Origin of the sequence: Gordonia sp. PDNC005, from assembly GCF_016919385.1 — a bacterium.
Lineage (GTDB): Bacteria > Actinomycetota > Actinomycetes > Mycobacteriales > Mycobacteriaceae > Gordonia.
In genome coordinates this window covers 659,474-674,032 of the sequence record NZ_CP070351.1, presented here as the reverse complement: position 1 = coordinate 674,032, position 14,559 = coordinate 659,474, and the positions used below count along the sequence as shown (strand labels likewise).

Here is a 14,559-nt window from a genome sequence, read left to right as displayed (position 1 = left end):
TGCACAAACGAACTAACAGGTGCCGACCGGCATCGAGCCGATGTTGGAACCGACCCATCGGCCGACACGGTTGAGCATGGCGATCCCGTCGTCGAACGAACCGCTCGACGGCAGGGCCGCCATGCTCACCGCGAATGCGCCACGAGGGGTGGTGACGACTCCGAGCTGGCGTACGACATACTTCCCCGTTGCGTCGGACACCGGCCCCCAGCCACCCTTGACCGCGGTCGACACCCCGCGCTGGCGCAAGATCTTCACTCCCCATTGCTGATTCGACTCCACGGCCGCCATATGCCCGAGTACCCGATCCGAGTCGCGCAGGCACGGGAGGTGCGCACCGAAACGAGCCTGCCGCGCCAGCGTCCACTGGGTGGCGCCGGGATAGCTAGAAGGCCGGTCGATCTGAGATGAGACGTGAGTTCGCGAGTCGTGCCCCTCGCGCAGAACGGCCGTCACCTCGTCGACCGCGCGATCGTTCGACCGCATCGAATCCCATAGATTCTCTGCCGCGGTGTTGTCGGAACGACGGATCGCTGCACGAATGTCACCTGCGACGCTCGGGCCGTTCACCCGCTCTGCCGCGATCGACACCGGAACCTTCAGCGTCGACCACGCACGCGCGGTTCGGACCTGGCCGAAAAACATCGTCGAGTCGCCGCCGACTGGAGTGACGGCGAGCCCGACCGGTCCCGACAGTCCCCTGGTCGCACGGGTGAAGCTCTTCGCGAGCTTCGCCTTCGAGGCAGGTGGACTGACATTGACGTTCGGCAACCCTGGCAACGCGCCCGCGGCGCCGGCACCCAGCGCAAACCCGCCTGCGAGAACAACAGCGACACACGACGACACCAGACCGCGACGAATCACATAAACCCCTTCAGCAACATGCGTAACACGGGTAACGCTAGTCAACTGGCGGCGAGGCGACCAAGGCGCGTGCCCCACCCGCAACGCGGGCGTTGTCGGACTGTTACCGGCCCGACGAGCACTTTCCCGACGGCAGGGAGGCCAGGTGCGCCGCGATCCAGCCGCCAACCTGGTTCAGGACAGCGATGCCCGACTCCATCGACGCGCCGGGCGAGTAGGTACTCATTGCGACGGCGATCCGCGACCCGTCACGCTTGGTGATCAGCCCAATCTGCCGGACGACGTACCCTCCTGACACGCTCGGGCCCCAACCTCCCTTGACGGCCGTCGACTTCGCGCGGACCGTCTCGACTCCCCATTGCTGGTTACCGGCGACCTGCCCCATCAGGGACACAAGATGCCTGCTGCCGGGCAGGCAGGGAAGGTTCGAGGTGAACGTCGCGGCATTCTTAAGCGGCCACGTGGTCTGCCCGAAGATCGTGAACTCACCACGCAGTTTCTGCGACGGGACGGCGCTCTCTGTGTCGCCGCCTTCGCGAAGGACAGCGGTGACCGCCTGGGCCGACTGCTCACCCCCACCGAGCGACGCCCACAGCGCCTCCGCCGACGCGTTGTCGGACGCGGTGATAGCCGCGGACTCTGCGGAACTCGGACCGTTCTTCCGCTCCGCAGCGAGCGCCAGCGGCACCTTGATCGTCGACCACGCGACCTGCGGCGTCTGATCACCGAACAAGAGAGGGTCACCGCCGCCTACCGGAACGACCGCGAGCCCGACCGGCTGAGACAACGCCAGTGCGTCAAAGCTCGCGGAGAGTTTCGCCGTCGACCTCGAGCCCGACGTCGAGGGCGACACCGCCGCAACGGACGTCGACGTCACCCCGGCTGTCACCGTCTGAGTGACCGTCGCGACCGAGTCCGATGACGAGCCATCGCCACAGGCCGCCAACGGCACCACCAGCGCCGCCGCAGCGACCAACGATCCGACCTTCACACCCTTCGACGCCACGCGCCGCTCCCCTCAGTAAATGACGACCACGGCATTGTTGCCGCCTCGGCACACGACAACACCGGTCTCCGGCGTGCACGACATCGTATAGCTCACGCCCGTTACCGGACTCGACGCGACAACGGTGCGCGCATCCCCCTTCACACCCGAACCCAGGTACGCCGCACCGACATTCGCCGCGAAGGCACACGTCGTGACACCGCCGGCCACACCAACACCACCGCCGCACGACAACGTCCCGGGCGGCGGCGTCGGAATCACGGTCGTGGTCGGCGCCGGCTGCACCGTCTGGACGACAGTCGTCGTCGACGACGGTGACGCACTCGAATCCGATGAATCACGGAAGCCGACCCAATAGACGCCGAGCCCGATCAGCGACGCGATGAGAAGACCGATGAGGACCGCGAGGACGATGTGCAGAGCACGATTCCCTCCGGCCGCGCCGTACTGGCCGGGATACACCGGGCCACTCGGATAGCCTTGCGGTCCCGTGAACACTTGCTGCGCCGGGTAGCCGTGCGGGCCCGAGTACGAGATGTGCTCGGTCGGCGCATGCGATTCCGTCGCCTGCCGCTTGACCAGGGACGGTCCGACCATCGTGCGGTTGAACGCGGGATCCATCGGCGCCCCGGACAAGGCGGCACGCGCGGCGGCCGCGAGTTCACCCGCCGAACCGAACCGCTGGCCGGGCTCCTTGGCGAGACCGCGCCGGACGACTGCGTCGAGCGAAGGTGGGACGTTCGGGCTGATGGAGCTCGGCGCAGGCACGGCGCCCAGCACCGTCGCCTTGACGACGGCGCTCACCGAATCGCCCGGGTACGGCTGCCGCGCTGTGAGCAGTTCGAACAGAACGGCCGCCAGCGAGTAGACGTCGGACGCGGGTCCGATCGGCACGTTGTCGAGTTGCTCGGGGGCCATGTACGCGATCGACCCGACCGCCGTCCCGGTCCGCGTCAGATGTGCGTCGCCCTCGTGATGGGCGATGCCGAAATCGACGAGATACGCGAAGCCCGCCGACGTGACCAGGACGTTCTCCGGCTTCACATCACGGTGGACGAGCCCGGCCGAATGCGCCGCGTCGAGCGCGGCCGCAACCTGCTCGATGATGGCGACGGCGTCCCCGGGCGCCATCGCGCCGTCCGAACGGAGTCCGGCACGCAGGTCTCGGCCATCGACGAGGCGCATGTCGAGGAAGAGGACACCGTCGATCTCGCCGTAGTCGTGGATGGGGATGATGTGCGGCTCGCCGAGCTTTGCGACGGCCTGCGACTCCCTCCGAAACCGCTCCTTGTACGTCTCGTCCTCAGCGAGCTCGGTCTTGAGCAGTTTCAGCGCTACCTCGCGGTCGCGGGCGGTGTCGAACGCGCGGTACACCTGTCCCATCCCGCCTTTGCCGATGACGGCGCCGAGGCGGTACGGACCGAAGTCGGAGTCTTCGTTCATGTCGACGATCATTCCTCATGAGTCCGACAGTCTCGACACTCGTCTAGACGACTGTCATCCGTTCGTACGCCATTGCGCCATGCCGAGGAACACCATGACGAGCTGTTTCTCGGCGCGCGCGACGAGACTGCGCTCGGACGACTCGCGGCCGTCCCCGTCCAGGAGTTCGGCAACAGCGGTCATCATGATCGTGACGATCAGATCAGCGGCCACTTCGAGGTCTTCGGCCTCCCACGCGACGAGGGCAGGCGTGCGCGCAAGGTCGATCGCGAGTTCACGCGACAACAGCCGAAGCTCGGTGCCGATCGCCCGGCGGACCTCGGTGACCCCTCCGTGCTGTTCACGAACCAGGAAGCGGAACTGCTTCTCGTCAGACTTCACCTTCTTGAGCAGGATCGCCAGCGAGTCCCTCGCGGTCGGCATCCCGCGCCCGGCCAAGTCGCGCCGAGCCTCACGCAGAGCTCCGCGCAGCACCCGCATGGCGTCTTCGACGAGAGTGACGCCGAGATCCTCCATGGAGGCGAAATGGCGATAGAACGCGGTGGGCACAATGCCCGCTCCGCGTGCGACTTCCCGCAGGCTGATGCTTCCGAATGAACGGTCGTCCACCAATTCGATGGTGGTGTCGAGCAGCGCCTGCCGAGTCTGTTCCTTCTTCTCCGCTCGGCTTCCGGCCACCGGTGCAGTCTAGTTCACCCCGCATTCACGCACGTCGGCACCGCCGACGACGACACCCGGACCGGTGATGACCGACACATCGGATGCCGCTTGACAGTCACCCGTACAGCAGCCATTCTTTTTTGTGTACAGATGTTCACTGAAATCTTGAACGAAATGAAGGAGACCCGACATGGCAAACCGCATCGCGACTCTCGTCGGATCACTCATCGAGGCCACAGCGACCCCATACCCGGTTGATCGCTACCTGGAGTTCATCGACCCCATGCTCACTTGGCGCGACACCCGCGCCAAGGTCGTCGACATCCGCCGCCAGACCGACCGTTCGACCACGCTGACACTGCGTCCCACACACCAGTGGAAGGGCCACACCGCAGGGCAGTATGTCGAGGTCGGAGTGGTTATCGACGGCATTCGCCATCGTCGCTTCTACTCGCCGGCCAACGCCGAGGCGCAGCGCGGCGACATCGAGCTGACGGTCGCCGTCCACGAGAACGGGCTCGTATCGAAGCACCTCCGCAGCAACGTCCGCGTCGGCGACGTCCTCAGCCTGGAGACCGTGGGCGGAACGTTTGCACTGCCCGCTCAGCGTCCGGCCGAGGTCGTCCTCGTCAGTGGGGGAAGCGGCATCACACCTGTCCTCTCAATGTTGCGCACGCTGGTCTCCGAGGGCCACACCGGCCCGATCACCTTCGTGCACTACGCACGCAGCCCGCAGGACGTGCCGTACAGCGTTGAACTCGACGCGATCGCCCGCTCGGTTCCCGGCGTCGAGGTGCGGCTGCACTACACCCGCACCGCGTCGCCCGAACATTTCGTCGCCGACCACATCAGCGACGTGGCCGAGCGCGACGGTGCACAGGTGTACGTGTGCGGCCCGGCCGCCTTGATGAGCGCAGTCCGTGAGTACGCCGACACCGTCGGCATCTCCGACCGCATCCACTCCGAAGCATTCACCATCGAGGCGCCGACACCGGCCTCCGCCGATCAACTGGGCGGCGACGTGGTGTTCGCCAAGTCGAACGTGACCGCCGAGAACGACGGCCGCACCATCCTCGAACAAGCCGAAGCCGCCGGCCTGACGCCGGAGTTCGGATGCCGCATGGGCATCTGCTTCAGCTGCACCAAGGTCCGCAAGACCGGAACCACCCGGAACGTGGTCACCGGCGACCTCGACTCCGAACCCGACAAGCACATCCAGATCTGTGTCACGGCGCCGTGCGGCGACGTCGAGATCGACGTCTGACCAGCGCCAGCCGCCCACTCACCGAGACAACGAAGGATCACTCTCATGACCATCGCACCCCTCGCACTCCGCAAGAAGCAGCCCACCGAGATCGACCTCACCTTCGACCAGGTGGAGGCGATCGGCGCCGAACTCGAGGCCCTTCGCGCCCGCATCATGGCCGACGTCGGCGAGAGCGACCGCGACTACATCTACAAGATCATCGGCATTCAGCGGAAGCTGGAGTTCGCGGGCCGCGCCGCAATGTACGTGCCGTTCCTGCCGCCGGTCTGGCTGGCGGGCGTCGCCGCACTCGGCGTCTCGAAGATCCTCGACAACATGGAGATCGGCCACAACGTCATGCACGGCCAGTACGACTGGATGCGTGAAGACACCTACAACTCCCGCGAGTTCGACTGGGACACCGTCTGCCCGGGCGAGCAGTGGAAGCACAGCCACAACTACATGCACCACACGTACACCAACGTGCTCGGCGAGGACCGCGACGTGGGCTACGGCATCCTCCGCATGGACCGCGACCAGAAGTGGAACCCCTACTACCTGGGCAACCTCGGCTACGCGACCGCGCTGATGCTGCTGTTCGAGTGGGGCGTCATGCTCCACGATCTCGAGGTCGAGAACATCATCCAGGGCAAGCGCAAATGGAGCGACGTCAAGGGTCTGCTTCAGGGCATGTGGCGCAAGGCGAGCAAGCAGGTCGCCAAGGACTACATCATCTACCCGGCATTGACCGGCCCGTTCTTCCTCACCACCGTTGTCGGCAATGCGGCGGCCAACCTGATCCGCAACGTCTGGACGTACTCGATCATCTTCTGCGGCCACTTCCCCAGCGGCGCGCAGACGTTCAAGGCCGAGGACTGCATCGACGAGACCAAGGGCCAGTGGTACATCCGACAGATGCTCGGCTCGGCCAACATCAACGGCGGCCGCCTGTTCCACATCATGAGCGGCAACCTGTCACACCAGATCGAGCACCACCTCTTCCCCGACGTGCCTGCCAACCGGTACCCGGAGATGTCTCCGGAGGTCAAGGCGATCTGCGAGAAGTACGGCCTGCCGTACAACACGGGATCACTCAGCGCCCAGCTCGGATCGACGTGGAAGAAGATCGCGAAGCTGTCGCTCCCCAACTGGATGACGCGCGACGACAACAACGTCGTCGTCAACATCGAGCGCACCAAGGCCGTCGAAGCGGCCTGATCGCCGCGCCTGCGGGGATAAGGTGCGGGCCATGGCCCTCCACGAGATCACGTTCCCCTCGCACAACGGTTCCGACACGATCCACGGTTGGATCTACCAACCGACGCGCCCGGCGCGAGCAGTCGTCCATCTGATCCACGGTCTCGGTGAGCACTCTCGCCGCTACCTGCATCTGATCACGCGACTCCTCGACGCCGGGTTCGTCGTCGCTGCGGACGATCACGCAGGCCACGGCAAGACGGCGGCCGTGTCGGGGGTCTGGGCCGATTCGGGTGACGACGGCGCGGAGACCGCGGTCGCCGATGAGCAGACGCTTCGTGCCAAGGTCCGAGAGCTGTACCCGGACCTGCCGTACGTCGTGTTCGGACACTCATGGGGTTCGATGATCGCCCGGCCTCTCGCGTCGCGCCTCGGCGACGATCTCGCCGGCCTGATCCTCTGCGGCATCGCAGCCCAGATTCCAGGAGCCGACACCTTCGACCGCGCCGCGCTCGCTGCCGAACCAGACCGCGCCGGCGCCGCCGACCTCGCGTACGTCGGAGCTCTCTTCGACGGGTTCGTGTCGCGATATGGAGACGGCGCGGGCCCGACCGACTGGGTGGCCCGCAGCCCGGAGGTCGTCGCCGACCACGCGGTCGACCCGCTGAACAACTTCGGCGCTCCGATGAGCGTCCGTTTCCTGCAGGGCTTCGTGGAGGTGTACGACCAGGCCAACAGTGACGACTGGTACACATCGGTGCGCGCTGACCTGCCCGTTCTCATTCTCGCGGGCGACCAAGATCCCGTCACCAACTACGGCGAGGGCGCATACCACGTGGCCAACAAACTGGTCGCAAGTGGACATCCGAGCGTACGGACCCACGTCTACTCGGGCTTCCGCCACGAGGTGCACAACGAACCAGAGATCCGGGACGACGTGGAGTCCGAGGTGATCGACTTCGTTGAGCGCGCGATCGACGGGTGACCGCTTATCACCGCATGTCGGCGGCGCGATGCCGTTCGCGGAACTTCGACGGCGTCTCCCCTGCCACACGTTTGAACATCGTCGCGAAGTTCGACTGGTCGTCGTAACCGAGCGCTCGGGAGATCGACGCGACCGGCGAGTCCTGGTGCACGAGCATCCGCTGCGCCTCGAGGACAATCCGCTGTTCGATCACCTGACGCGGCGTCAGCCCGGTGCCCGCCGTCACCAGTCTGTGCAACGATCGTTCGGAACACGCGAGCCGTCTGGCATAGGAGCTCACGGATCTGTCCGTCAGGTAGTGCGTGTCGACATCGTTCCTGAACTGCCGCACTCTGTCGTCGCCGAGCACACTCCGCTGCGGGTCGTCTGCGGTGGTCGCCATGGCGAGTACCGTCGCCGACAGGAGATGGGCAAGGATCGTGTCCCCGAAAGCGGAACCGGCCACCCGCGACTGCATATCGAGAATCGTGCGGAAGTCGCGCGTGAACCGGCCGTCAGAAGGCGCCCAGTGGGATCGACGCCAACCACCGTGTATCCCGACCACGTCCGAGTCGACCGGAGTGATCATCCTTGTCGGAAACATGCACATCACGCCTTCGATGGCGTGGATGTCTCCCCACTCCTGAACCTGGCCCGCGTGCACCCAGAGAACGTGCCCCGCGGCCAGCGAGTACGTAGTGAAGTCGACATCGTGCTCGGTGACGCCGGACTCGACCGCAACGATGAGTTCAAAGCCGAGTCGCTGCGATCCCGTGAACTCCCCCTCGGCGGCGGCGTCACGGATGTCGGCGATCGCAGCGACGTCGACTGATCCGACTCCTGGGTCGGGCGAGTACCCGACGTCGCGTATCGATGTCTGAAAGTCACCCACTCTTGTCACCATACGACCTGGTTGACAGGTACCGACAAACATACGGTGGCAGACATGAAAACATCGAAGCTGGTCAGGGCCCTCCTTGCAACTGCGTCCGCCGCGATCGTCGCAGTAGCGCTCGCAGCGTGCGGATCATCCGACTCCGATCAGTCGGCCGACGCCGGCAGAACTGCTCAAGAGGCGAACCGCACACTCGTCGTCGACTTCTACAACAGTTTCTTCAACCGTCACGATGTCAACGCGGCCACCGTGGTCGCCGACGACTACAAGCAGCACAACCCGCAGGTTCCGGATGGCAAGGCGCCGTTCGTCTCCTACTTCGCCGAGTACTTCCGGGCCAACCCGCAGGCGACAAACCGGATCGTCCGCAGTGCCACCGACAGCGACCTCGTATACCTCCATGTGCATTCGGCATCCGGCCCGAGTGACCGAGGGCAGGCCGTCGTCGACATATTCAGGGTCGCCGACGGCAAGATCGTCGAACACTGGGACGTGATCCAGGACGTGCCCGCCGAATCCGCGAACGGCAACTCGATGTTCTGACGCCGGACCAACTATCCTCGCGGGAGCAGCTACATCGGGAGGAGCAGTCGTGGTCGGTCGACTCGAACGGAACAAGGACCTTGCGCAGGAAGTGGTGGAGAGCACCGCACGCCGGGTCGGGAACATCGCGTCGATCATCACGACTGCGGTCGCGGCCGTCGCCCATGAGATCGGCGAGCTCGTCACCGACGGCTTCGAGATGCGCGAAGCAGCGAAGGCCGCGAGCGCAGACGAGGCGCCCGTACGCAAACCCGCATTGGAACTCGACTCGGTGAACGGCTACGACGCCGACGACGAGGACGTCTGATCTGTGTCGACTCCGCACGAGGTGCTCCGCACCGTCTTCGGTTACGAACAGTTCCGCGGCGACCAGGAGCAGATCGTCTCGCAGGTCGTGTCGGGCGGCGACGCCGTCGTCCTGATGCCGACCGGAGGAGGAAAGAGCCTCTGTTACCAGGTGCCCGCGCTCATCCGCGAGGGCTGCGCCGTGGTCGTCTCACCGCTCATCGCGCTGATGTCCGATCAGGTCGGGGCCCTGCGTCAACTAGGCGTCCGCGCCGCCTACCTGAACTCCACCCAGTCGCCCGAGGAACGATCCGCCACCGAGCGTGCGTACCTCGCCGGTGAACTGGACCTGATCTACGTCGCGCCGGAAGGCCTCAGTCGGCCGTACACGCGGGACTTCCTGTCTCGGGGCACGCTGTCGTTGATCGCCATCGACGAGGCGCACTGTGTGTCGCAGTGGGGCCACGACTTCCGGCCCGACTACCTCGCCCTCGGCGATCTCGCCGAACTCTGGCCCGACGTCCCACGCATCGCGCTCACCGCCACAGCGACACGTCGGACTCACGAGGAGATCACCGAACGGCTGCATCTGCAGAACGCGCGACATTTCGTCTCGAGCTTCGACCGGCCCAACATCACGTACCGCATCGAGCCTAAGAATCAGCCCACCAAACAACTCCTCGACTTCATCCGCACCGAGGGCGTCGTCGACGGCGAACAGGCCACCGGCATCGTCTACGCCCTCAGTCGCAAGTCGGTCGAGTCGACGGCTGCTTACCTGGTCAAGAACGGGATCAATGCCCTGCCGTACCACGCGGGGTTGGACAAACGACTCCGCGACGAGACCCTTCACCGGTTCCTTCGGGAAGACGGGATCGTCGTCGTTGCGACCATCGCGTTCGGAATGGGCATCGACAAACCCGATGTGCGGTTCGTTGCGCACATCGACCTGCCGAAGAGCGTCGAGGGCTACTACCAGGAGACCGGTCGCGCGGGCCGTGACGGGCTGCCGTCGGTGGCGTGGATGGCGTACGGCCTGGCCGACGTGGTCCAACAGCAGCGACTGATTCAGATGTCCGACGGCGACGCCGCCCACCGCAGGTCGCAGTCGGCGCACCTGAACGCGATGCTCGCCCTGTGCGAGACCGCGTCGTGCCGTCGTCAGCAGCTGCTGCGGTACTTCGACCAGGACAGCGGGCCGTGCGGAAACTGCGACACCTGTTTGACGCCACCGAAGACCTGGGACGGCACCGTCGCCGCCCAGAAGCTGATGGCGACCATCTGGCGGCTCGACCGCGAGTACCGCCAGCACTACGGCGCCGGTCATCTCATCGACATCCTGCGAGGCGTCTCCAACAAGCGGATCGAGCAACTCGGCCACCAGAACCTGTCGACGTACGGCATCGGCACCGAACTCGACGCCGCCGGGTGGAGCAGCGTCGTACGACAGCTTCTCGCATCGGGCTATCTGGAGACGCGCGGCGAGTACGGTCAGTACTTCCTCACCGAGGCCGGTGTGCCCGTCATGCACGGCAAAGTTCCGCTCGAGTTCCGCGAGGACGCGAAGAAGGCGGGCCGTTCGTCTCGGCCCGCCCGAGCGGCCGCCGTCACGGCAGATCTGTCCGAGGACGACGCCGCGCTGTTCGAGTCTCTGCGGAAGTGGCGGGCGGCCGTGGCCAAAGAGGCCGAGCTTCCCGCATACACGGTCCTCGGCAACAAGACCCTCGAAGCGATCGCGCACATCCGGCCGTCCACGCGCGGTCAGCTGTTGGCGATCAACGGAATCGGCGAAGCGAAGCTCGAACGGTACGGCGACGCGGTGCTCGAGGTGATCAGCGCGTACGACGGCGGGGCTTGACGCGTGGTGCGCTAAACCCTCGACGCGGCATCAGTACACCCGTACTGTGGGGCCGTCTCGATCGAAGGAGCAGCCCGTGTCCAGCACCGAATCCGCCACGCCGCCACCGTTCACGAAGGTCGACTCGTCGATCGCTGTCGAGTCGAAGCCGTCGTGGCATCGAGGCGTCTTGGACTTCCCGAACCCGGTGAACGACTACGCCGCGCGTTCGACGGCAGGCCTGGTGATCGCTCTCGCGGTGGTGTCGATCGTGGTGAATCAGCCGTGGCTGTACGGCGTCCTCGCACTCGGATTCGTTCTGCGCGTGGCGGGCGGCCCTCGGTACTCACCCTTCGGACGTCTCGCCGTCCACGTGATCGCACCCAAGGTGTGGCGCAAGGAGAAGACCGTGCCGGGCCCGCCGAAGCGGTTCGCCCAGACCGTCGGACTCGTGTTCTCCGGCACCGCGTTTGTGCTCTCGCTGTTCGGGTTCGGCCTCGCCGCCCAGATCGTCGTCGGCGCCCTCATCGCCGCGGCGTTCCTCGAGTTCGCGTTCGGCATCTGCCTCGGCTGCATCGCCTTCGGTTACCTGCAGCGTGCAGGTGTCATCCCCGACGACGTGTGCGAAGCCTGCAACGACGTCACGCTCCTGCGACGTTCGTAGTCTCCGGGTCGAATCGCGTCACGGAGTTAGCTGCCCCATCCGGATCTTCTCGATCCGGTTGACGTGCACGTCACGAACTCGCGTGAGCGAAGCCCACGCGGCGGCCCCGCCTCTCGTCCGCAGCAGCGGGCCGACGGCGCGATGGAACCGTGCGATCTCCTCGGGCGAGCTCGGCCGTCGCGGGCCGACCGTACCGATCAGCCGAATCCCCGGAGGCCGTGAGAACCGTCCACTCAGCAGCGCCCGCCCCCAGACCATCCGCCCGCTGTCGACGGCGAGGATCGTCACCTCCGGCCGCCCGTCCACGTTGGCCGAGAGACGGGCGTTGAACACGTCGAAGTAGATCCCGTGGCCGAGCGAACCCAGCAGAAGCGAGCCGATCGGGGTGACATGCGCCGTTCCGTCGGCGTTGACGCTCGCGATGCTGCAGTGCAACGACGACCGCACTGCACGACGGGTGATCTGTCTCGCCTGTGTCCACTGGCGATCGGTGATCATGAAGGCCGACCTCCGGTGACGACTGCACTTCCCTGCCCGACGGCGCACTCGCGCTCCGTCCCGTCCGGCATCACGTTGTGGACCACAACCGTCGCCGTCGCAGCCGACGGTTCATGCGACGCGACAGTGGCCGTGGCCCGCAGGAGTCCAGCCCTGGCTGCCGCCAGATAGGTGACGGACACGCTTCTGGTGATGATGTCGGCGCCGAGGACCGTGCCGCACGCGAAGGTCAGGGAGTTGTCGACCAGATAGGCGACGACGCCTCCGTGGACGATGCCGTACTGCTGCCGGTGACAGTCTCGGATCTCCAGTTCGAGGACCGCTCCACCTCCGCCGAACCGCTCGATCGTGGCGCCTACCAGGCTGTTGAACGGCTGCGAGGCTAGGACCTGCGCAGCGGCGGCGAAGCCGAAGTTCGGTGACGACATGTCACACCTCCTAATAGAGTGAACACTCTAGAACTAGTAGAGCATATACTCCACAACTATGGGAAGGCCTGCCAAGCACGACGCCGACGACTTCATCGACGCCGCCATTTCAGTATTCGCCGCGCAGGGCGTCCGCGCGGTGACACTCGCAGCGGTAGCGGACCGGCTCGGAGCGACGAACGGTTCCGTCTACTACCGCTTCCCCGACCGGGCGAGCCTGTTGCAGGCAGTCTGGCTGCGCACCACAGCAGAGTTCCGCCAGAGGTACCTGGAGGCGGTAGGCGAAAGCCCGACAGTCCATGACGCCGTCGAGGCGTCGACGTGGGTCGTCGAGTGGTGCCGAGACAATTTGGAGAAGGCCCAAGTCCTCCAGGCCGGGCCACGCACTTTCGACGCCGACGGCGAACCTGCTCAGCGGTCCGACGAGACCACGACCGAAGCCGACCTGCGGACCATCGTCACATCACTGACCGGCCAGACCGCCGCTACCGGGGACGAGATCGCATTCGTGATGACCGAACTGCCCCTGGCGGTCGTCCGGCGGCGCCTTCAGGCGGGCACACCACCCGGCGACCGTGAGATCGAACTCGTCCGCGGTCTTGCAACGGCCGTCCTCGTCGGCAGGTGACCGGATGAGCACCGTCAGTCGACGAGGCCGGGCCCGACACTCAGGCCTGCAATGATCGCGGCGTTCACGTCGTCCGCCGGATCGATCGGCAAGCCGTGGTGGCTCCCCGACGGCAGGATTGTCACAGATGCCTCCGGCAGACTGCGGCGCACTCCTTGCTCCACGGCTCGGACATCGTGCACGCGACTGTCCGGCGCCAGAACAACCGTTGTCGGTATGGACAGCGCCGCGAGCGCTTCGCGCGACGGCCGTCTGGGGACCACCGTCTTCGCGGTCGCGCAGTGCTCCGTGCCATAGGAAGTCAGCGCGATCCAATCCGGGTCGAGACCCACGCCCGACTCCCATACGAGGAGCGCGGATTGGCGTTCGGCGGAGGGCCGGATCAACACCGGCAGCGCATGCAGCAGGTACCGAATCGCCATCCCTGCAAAACACGAGGTCGGGTCGAGCAGTACGAGGTTGTGCACCCTGCCCGGTGAGGCCAGGGCAAAGGCGAGCCCGACCATCGCGCCGTACGAATGGCCTACGAACGATGCAGCCCTGATCCCCAGTCCGTCGAGCGTGTCCGACAGCCAGTCGACCAGTTCGCCCGTCGTCGACGGCGCATTCGTGGCGACACTGGCGCCGACGTCACCGATCATGTCAATCGCATACACACGATGCCCATCGTCAACGAGGGCCGCAACGTTGGCAAACCACACCGTCGATGTCGCACCGGCACCCGACAGCAGAACCGTCGGGCGTCCGTCCGCGGCGCCACAGACGTTCACCCGAGTGCTTCCGAAGCGGCTGGACACAACACGACTTGAGACACCTGACGGCCACTTCGCCAGAACCGCCTCGTACCGTCGCTGAAACTCGACGCCAGTCGATTGGGAAACTCTCACCGCAGACTCCAATTTCTCTCGATAATCGAGAGACTAGTTTGTCGAGTGAATATTGTCTAGCATCGAGACATGACGTCAGACACCGCGATGAGAACGATCCACCTCCTGCGGGCAGTGACATTGCAGACGAACATGCTCGCGGCCGACTTCGCACGAGCGAACGCGCTGAACACCACAGATGTGCGCGCGCTGATAGGGCTGCTCGACCGCGAACGATCCGGCCTGCAAGCCACCCCCGGTTGGCTCGCAGAGCATCTCGCCGTCAACTCTGCATCGACGACAGCGTTGGTCGACCGGCTCGTCCGTCGCGGACTCGTCACACGCAGCCGGGACGACGTCGATCGACGTAGGGTCGTCCTAGTTGTCACGCCGGCAGCTCGTGATCTAGGCGAATCATTCTTCGAGCCTGTCTTCAACCGGATCCGTGACGCTGCCAACGGCTACAGCGCTGATGAGATGGACATCGTCGACCGCTTTCTCGTTGACGTCGCCTCGGCCCTGCGCTGAACTCCGA

The 14,559-nt window shown here is 65.5% G+C and carries 17 protein-coding genes; 9 read left to right on the top strand and 8 right to left on the bottom strand.

Going from position 1 to position 14,559, the window contains the following annotated elements; translation table 11 throughout:
• Positions 1-12 precede the first annotated feature (12 nt).
• The 4 genes from JVX90_RS03275 to JVX90_RS03260 form a co-directional block, all read right to left on the bottom strand.
• Positions 13-864, bottom strand: a complete 852-nt coding sequence (locus tag JVX90_RS03275; protein ID WP_205331029.1) for a hypothetical protein — start codon at positions 862-864, stop codon at positions 13-15.
• A gap of 103 nt (positions 865-967) precedes the next feature.
• Positions 968-1,870: a hypothetical protein gene (locus JVX90_RS03270; RefSeq protein ID WP_240194043.1), complete on the bottom strand. Its 903-nt coding sequence runs from the start codon at positions 1,868-1,870 to the stop codon at positions 968-970.
• 12 nt (positions 1,871-1,882) lie between these two features.
• Positions 1,883-3,313 (bottom strand): serine/threonine-protein kinase, encoded by a 1,431-nt coding sequence (locus JVX90_RS03265; protein ID WP_240194042.1) that lies wholly within the window; start codon positions 3,311-3,313, stop codon positions 1,883-1,885.
• Between the two features lie 54 nt (positions 3,314-3,367).
• Positions 3,368-3,991 carry a TetR family transcriptional regulator gene (locus JVX90_RS03260; RefSeq protein ID WP_008380993.1) on the bottom strand — a complete coding sequence of 208 codons (624 nt, stop codon included), beginning with the start codon at positions 3,989-3,991 and terminating at the stop codon, positions 3,368-3,370.
• A gap of 172 nt (positions 3,992-4,163) precedes the next feature.
• Between JVX90_RS03260 and JVX90_RS03255 the strand changes: the two genes are divergently transcribed.
• Genes JVX90_RS03255 through JVX90_RS03245 form a run of 3 tightly spaced genes read left to right on the top strand, consistent with a single transcriptional unit; the run spans position 4,164 to position 7,401 of the window.
• Positions 4,164-5,237: a ferredoxin reductase gene (locus tag JVX90_RS03255; protein ID WP_205331027.1), complete on the top strand. Its 1,074-nt coding sequence runs from the start codon at positions 4,164-4,166 to the stop codon at positions 5,235-5,237.
• 45 nt (positions 5,238-5,282) lie between these two features.
• Positions 5,283-6,437 (top strand): acyl-CoA desaturase, encoded by a 1,155-nt coding sequence (locus JVX90_RS03250; protein WP_205331026.1) that lies wholly within the window; start codon positions 5,283-5,285, stop codon positions 6,435-6,437.
• A gap of 31 nt (positions 6,438-6,468) precedes the next feature.
• Positions 6,469-7,401 (top strand): alpha/beta hydrolase, encoded by a 933-nt coding sequence (locus tag JVX90_RS03245; RefSeq protein WP_205331025.1) that lies wholly within the window; start codon positions 6,469-6,471, stop codon positions 7,399-7,401.
• A 7-nt stretch (positions 7,402-7,408) separates the two neighbouring features.
• On the opposite strand, the gene JVX90_RS03240 is transcribed toward JVX90_RS03245, so the two are convergent.
• Complete coding sequence (locus JVX90_RS03240; protein WP_205331024.1) at positions 7,409-8,272, bottom strand: AraC family transcriptional regulator; 864 nt, start codon at positions 8,270-8,272, stop codon at positions 7,409-7,411.
• Positions 8,273-8,326: 54 nt separating this feature from the next.
• On the opposite strand from JVX90_RS03240, the gene JVX90_RS03235 reads away from it, so the two are divergent.
• The 4 genes from JVX90_RS03235 to JVX90_RS03220 all read left to right on the top strand — a co-directional run bounded on the left by JVX90_RS03235 (position 8,327) and on the right by JVX90_RS03220 (position 11,604).
• Entirely contained in the window at positions 8,327-8,818 is a 492-nt protein-coding gene (locus tag JVX90_RS03235; RefSeq protein WP_205331023.1) for a nuclear transport factor 2 family protein, read from the top strand.
• A 49-nt stretch (positions 8,819-8,867) separates the two neighbouring features.
• Positions 8,868-9,125 (top strand): hypothetical protein, encoded by a 258-nt coding sequence (locus JVX90_RS03230; RefSeq protein ID WP_205331022.1) that lies wholly within the window; start codon positions 8,868-8,870, stop codon positions 9,123-9,125.
• Between the two features lie 3 nt (positions 9,126-9,128).
• Entirely contained in the window at positions 9,129-10,961 is a 1,833-nt protein-coding gene (gene recQ / locus JVX90_RS03225; protein ID WP_205331021.1) for a DNA helicase RecQ, read from the top strand.
• A 130-nt stretch (positions 10,962-11,091) separates the two neighbouring features.
• Complete coding sequence (locus JVX90_RS03220; RefSeq protein ID WP_205332251.1) at positions 11,092-11,604, top strand: DUF4395 domain-containing protein; 513 nt, start codon at positions 11,092-11,094, stop codon at positions 11,602-11,604.
• Between the two features lie 18 nt (positions 11,605-11,622).
• Here the strand turns inward: JVX90_RS03220 and JVX90_RS03215 are convergent, their stop codons facing one another.
• The gene (locus tag JVX90_RS03215) at positions 11,623-12,102 is read right to left on the bottom strand and encodes a pyridoxamine 5'-phosphate oxidase family protein (protein WP_205331020.1); all 480 of its coding nucleotides are present in this window, start codon (positions 12,100-12,102) and stop codon (positions 11,623-11,625) included.
• Complete coding sequence (locus JVX90_RS03210; RefSeq protein WP_205331019.1) at positions 12,099-12,530, bottom strand: PaaI family thioesterase; 432 nt, start codon at positions 12,528-12,530, stop codon at positions 12,099-12,101. Before JVX90_RS03210 ends, JVX90_RS03215 begins: the two co-directional genes overlap by 4 nt.
• 58 nt (positions 12,531-12,588) lie before the next feature.
• Between JVX90_RS03210 and JVX90_RS03205 the strand changes: the two genes are divergently transcribed.
• A complete protein-coding gene (locus tag JVX90_RS03205; RefSeq protein WP_205331018.1) occupies positions 12,589-13,158 on the top strand; it encodes a TetR/AcrR family transcriptional regulator in 570 nt (189 codons plus the stop codon).
• A gap of 14 nt (positions 13,159-13,172) precedes the next feature.
• Here the strand turns inward: JVX90_RS03205 and JVX90_RS03200 are convergent, their stop codons facing one another.
• Entirely contained in the window at positions 13,173-13,955 is a 783-nt protein-coding gene (locus tag JVX90_RS03200; protein ID WP_240194041.1) for an alpha/beta hydrolase, read from the bottom strand.
• 159 nt (positions 13,956-14,114) lie between these two features.
• Between JVX90_RS03200 and JVX90_RS03195 the strand changes: the two genes are divergently transcribed.
• The gene (locus tag JVX90_RS03195) at positions 14,115-14,552 is read left to right on the top strand and encodes a MarR family transcriptional regulator (protein WP_205331016.1); all 438 of its coding nucleotides are present in this window, start codon (positions 14,115-14,117) and stop codon (positions 14,550-14,552) included.
• Positions 14,553-14,559 lie beyond the last annotated feature (7 nt).